Here is a 530-nt window from a genome sequence, read left to right as displayed (position 1 = left end):
GCTGACTTTTTCCTTTTCAAAAGCTTTTTAACCTTGGCATCTTTGTTTATATTTCGTTCTTTCATACCATTAGAAGCCACAAACAGCTCTTTTAAACCAACATCCACACCAATCGACTCATTGGCTAGTTCTTGGGATTCAAAATCTTCTTGGAATCCTACACTAATCCACCAGTGACGACCATCAAATGTAACTCTTGGATTGGATGGTTTTTTATTTCTTGGTAGTTGTTGGCTTGTTTTCACTTCCCCAATGGACTGAATATGAACGACTTTCTTTCCTATAACCAGTCTTTCATAATTGGCATAAAATCCTTGGATTAAATCTTTTTTGGATTTATAAGAAGTGTGATACCCATTTTTGTACTTTTTGAACGAATTTTTTCTCGCCGTATCAAAATCTTTTGAAGCCTGTTTAGGAACTTGTGCATTGATTTCTTTTAACCACTCATACCTCTTTCGCTTCTTGATCTTTGTAAATCGTTTCTGTAAAGCTAACTGTGAAACAGATTTTCCAAATAGCTTATAGTA

At 34.7% G+C, this 530-nt stretch carries 1 protein-coding gene; it reads right to left on the bottom strand.

Going from position 1 to position 530, the window contains the following annotated elements; translation table 11 throughout:
• Positions 1-530: nuclease/transposase family protein (locus PDQ68_RS28740; protein WP_472926918.1), on the bottom strand; the 530-nt coding region annotated here is incomplete at both ends.

The sequence above is a fragment of the Bacillus cereus group sp. Bc010 genome (genome assembly GCF_027716745.1).
Taxonomy (GTDB): domain Bacteria; phylum Bacillota; class Bacilli; order Bacillales; family Bacillaceae_G; genus Bacillus_A; species Bacillus_A pacificus.
This window is presented reverse-complemented; position numbering and strand designations above follow the sequence as displayed.